This window comes from Luteitalea sp., assembly GCF_044337415.1.
Taxonomy (GTDB): Bacteria; Acidobacteriota; Vicinamibacteria; order Vicinamibacterales; family Vicinamibacteraceae; genus Luteitalea.
The window spans coordinates 1-4,209 of record NZ_JBIINP010000290.1; the positions used below are offsets into that span (position 1 = coordinate 1).

The 4,209-nt window shown below is 67.3% G+C and carries 4 protein-coding genes; all 4 read left to right on the forward strand.

Features of this window, described 5'->3' with window-relative positions; genetic code table 11:
* Positions 1-857 (forward strand): formylglycine-generating enzyme family protein (locus tag ACIRDX_RS21075; RefSeq protein WP_396627403.1); only part of this gene is annotated, 857 nt, incomplete at its 5' end.
* Between the two features lie 157 nt (positions 858-1,014).
* Entirely contained in the window at positions 1,015-2,295 is a 1,281-nt protein-coding gene (locus ACIRDX_RS21080; RefSeq protein ID WP_396627404.1) for a Gfo/Idh/MocA family protein, read from the forward strand.
* Between the two features lie 397 nt (positions 2,296-2,692).
* Positions 2,693-3,370, forward strand: coding sequence for a DUF1080 domain-containing protein (locus ACIRDX_RS21085; protein WP_396627405.1), 678 nt, complete (start codon positions 2,693-2,695; stop codon positions 3,368-3,370).
* The coding region (locus ACIRDX_RS21090) for an MFS transporter (protein WP_396627406.1) at positions 3,371-4,209 on the forward strand (839 nt) is incomplete at its 3' end. It lies immediately after the preceding gene.

Genomic DNA, 4,209 nt, shown 5'->3' on the forward strand with positions numbered 1-4,209 from the left:
CCTTCGAGATGGTGGCGGTGCCCGGCGGCACCTTCCTCATGGGCAGTCCCGCATCGGAGGCCGGCCGCGACGCCGACGAGGGACCGCAGGTCGAGGTCACGCTCAAGCCGTTCTGGATTGGCAAGACCGAGGTCACCTGGGACGAGTTCGACCAGTTCGCGTTCGTCGGCAACACGGGCGCGCGCACCGGCGATGGCGGTGCGGGCGACGCCGTCGATGCGGTCACCAAGCCGTCGCGGGCCTATGGCGACGAGGCCAAGGGCTACGGCAAGGGCACGATGCCCGCCCTCGGGATGACCCAGCACGCGGCCATGGAGTACTGCCGCTGGCTCTCGAATGTCACCGGCAAGGCCTACCGGCTTCCCACCGAGGCCGAGTGGGAATACGCCTCGCGCGCCGGCGACAAGGGCGCCACGCCAGCTACCCTCGAGGCGCAGGCCTGGCACGCCGGCAATGCCAAGGAGACCCCGCACAAGGTCGGCACCAGGGCGCCCAACGCCTTCGGCCTCCACGACATGATGGGCAACGTCGCGGAATGGGTGTTCGACCTGTACGCGGAGAACCGCTACGCAGAATGGGGCGCCAAGGCCACGCAGCCCGTGGCGCTTCCCACCGACAAGCGCTATCCACACCCGACGCGCGGCGGCTCGTTCATCGAGGGCGCCGACAAGCTGCGGTACGCCAATCGGCAGTCCTCGCACGAGGACTGGAGCCAGCGCGACCCGCAGGTGCCCCAGAGCATCTACTGGCACACGGACGCCGACCACGTCGGCTTCCGCGTGGTGCGAGCCCTCGAGGAGCAGCCCAACCTCAAGGGCTTCAAGAGCCAGGTGATCAAGGAAAGCGCGGACCGCTGAGGCGGGTGTGGGCGCGTCGAGCTGAAGCTCGACGCCCACGAACCCACAGAGCCCACGCGCACCGCTGTCTCTATTCGTTCGTGGCCGTCGACATTCATGTCGACGGTCAGGTATCGCAGGATGTAGGACGTAGCCCGTTAGCCATCGAGGTATCGAGATGTCAGAGCAATCCGGATCGAACCGACGTGATTTCCTGAAGACGACGACGGCCGCGGCCGTGGGCAGCGGGCTGGCTTCTGGCTGGGGCGTGATCCCTGGTGCGCACGCGCAGGGCAGCGACGAGATCCGTATCGGGCTCATCGGGGCCGGCGGCCGCGGGGCCGGCGCGGTGGCCGACGTGTTCAAGGGCCACGAGTCCGGCGTTCGCCTCGTGGCGGTCGCGGACATGTTCGGCGATCGGTCCGGCCAGGCGCTGAAGCGCCTCTCGGAGCAGTACGGCGCTCGCGCGGCCGTCAAGCCCGAGCATGTCTTCACCGGCTTCGACGGGTACCAGAAGGTGCTCGCGGTGCCCGAGGTGAACTACGTCATCCTGGCGGCGCCGCCCGGATTCCGCCCGGCTCACCTCGAAGCGGCGCTCGGCGCCGGCAAGCATGTCTTCTGCGAGAAGCCGGTGGCGGTCGACACGCCCGGCATCAAGAAGGTGTTGGCGCTGTCGGCGCAGGCCAATGCCAAGAAGCTCTCGGTGGTCACCGGGCTGCAGCGCCACCATCAGGCTGGCTACATCGAGACCATGAAGCGCGTCCACGGCGGCGCGATCGGCGACATCGTCTCGGCGCGCGCGTACTGGAACCAGGGCTTCCTGTGGAAGCGTGACCGCCAGGCGGCCTGGTCCGACATGGAGTGGCAGGTGCGCAACTGGCTGTACTTCACCTGGCTCTCCGGCGACCACATCGTCGAGCAGCACATCCACAACCTCGACGTCATCAACTGGGCCAAGCAGGGGCACCCGGTGAAGGCGACGGCGATGGGCGGCCGCCAGGTCCGCACCGACAAGGCGTACGGCCACATCTTCGACCACTTCGCGGTCGACTACGAGTATCCCGACGGCACCCACATGCTCAGCATGTGCCGGCAGATCGACAACTGCGCCAACAGCGTCTCCGAGGCGCTCGTCGGCACCAAGGGCACGGCGCAGGTCGACAAGTACGAGATCGCCGGCGCGACCTCGTGGAAGGGCGACAAGGATCCGATCAGCCCGTACGTGCAGGAGCACATCGACCTGATCAAGGCCATCCGAGGCGGCGTCCACGTCAACGAACTGCCGCACACCGTCGATTCGACGATGACCGCGATCATGGGCCGGATGTCGGCCTACAGCGGCAAGGCCATCACCTGGGACGAGGCCATGGCCTCGACCGAGTCGCTGGTGCCGGCCAGCCCGCAGTTGGGCCCGATCGCCACGCCGCCGGTCCCGATGCCGGGGCAGGCCACCAACTGATCGTGGCAATTTGAAATTTGGGATTTGAAATTGACGGGTCGGCGGCCTTGCGCGTGCAAGGCCGCTCGACCGCGAAGAGGTCGCGTCGTTGAGAATTTCAAATCGTGAATTTCAAATTGCCACCAGCAGGGGCGCGCGTCGTGTGCGCGCCCTGCTCTTCCTCGCGCTGAGTGGCGTCGCTGTCCCGGCTTGCCAGTACCAGGGCGGCGCCGACACCTCGGTCGCCCGCGCCGAGCCTTCCCCTGCGACCAGGGCGCTTGAACCCGCCACGACGGCCCGGCCCCGGGCCTGAAGCCGATCCACCTCCGGGATCCCTGTCCCGCCGGCCCCAAAGCCGGATACCATGACGCCCACACACACGGCGCCTGCTCTGCCCGTGCTCCGAGGAGTTCGTTCGATGACGCGTATGGGAATCCTTGCGTTCGTCGCCACACTGGCGATGGGCGCTTCGGCGATCGCGCAACCGGCCGCCACGAGCGGCTGGACGCCGTTGTTCGACGGCAAGAGCCTGGCGGGCTGGCGCTCGTTCAAGTCGGAGGCGCCTCCCTCCGGGTGGACCGTGAAGGACGGCGTGCTCGCCCGCACCGACAAGGGCGGCGACCTCATGACGGTGGGGGAGTACGGCAGCTTCGAGCTCGAGCTCGACTACCGCATCGCCGTCGGCGGCAACAGCGGGATCATGTACCGCGTCGTCACCCAGGGGAATGCGCCGTACTGGAGCGGGCCGGAGTACCAGATCCTCGACAACGAGCGGCACCCGGACGCCAAGAACGGTCCCGACCGCCTGTCGGGGTCCAACTACGACCTGATCCCGCCGAGCGCCGCCGTCAGCAAGCCGGCGGGCGAGTGGAACACCGCGAAGATCGTCGTCAAGGGCAACCACGTCGAGCACTGGCTCAACGGCACGAAGGTCGTCGAGTACGAGTTCGGCAGCCCCGAGTGGACCACGATGGTGGCCGAGAGCAAGTTCAAGGTGTGGCCGCTGTACGGCAAGGCCGCACGCGGGCACATCGTCCTGCAGGACCACGGCGACCTCGTCGAGTTCCGCAACATCCGGATCAAGGACCTCAAGTAGATGCCGACCTCCACACGCATCAAGCTCTCCATCCTGATGTTCCTCACCTACTTCGTGTGGGGGACCTGGTACGTCACGATGGGGCCCTACCTGAACGAGGTGCTGAAGTTCAGCGGCTCGCAGATCGGCCTGGCCTACGGCGCCACGGCGCTGGCCGCCATCGTCTCGCCCTTCTTCGTGGGGATGATCGCCGACCGCTTCTTCGCCACCGAGAAAATCCTGGCGGTGCTGCACCTGGTCGGGGCGGTGCTCCTGTTCTACGTCTCCACGCTCACCGACTTCGGCGCGTTCTATCCCGTGCTGTTGATCTACACGCTGTGCTACATGCCGACGCTGGCGCTGGCCAACTCGCTGTCGTTCCGGCAGATGACCGACCCGGGCAAGGAGTTCCCGGCGGTGCGCGTGCTCGGCACCATCGGCTGGATCGTCGCCGGGTCGGCGATCGGCATCCTCGGCTTCGGCACGAGCGCGGGCATGTTCCGCACCGCGGCGATCTCGTCGGCGCTGCTCGGCCTCTACAGCTTCGCGCTGCCGCACACGCCGCCGAGCGCGGCGGGCGGCAAGGTGACCATGCGCGACATCCTCGGGCTGGACGCACTGGCACTCATGAAGGAGCGGTCGTTCGCGATCTTCGTGCTCGGCTCGTTCCTCATCTGCATCCCGCTGCAGTTCTACTACGGGCTCGCGGGCACGTTCCTGAGCGAGATCGGCGTGTCGAACGTGCCGGCCAAGATGACGCTGGGCCAGTGGTCCGAGATCGGCTTCATGCTGCTGATGCCGTTCTTCTTCGTGCGGCTCGGCGTGAAGTGGATGCTGATCGTCGGCATGATCGCCTGGAC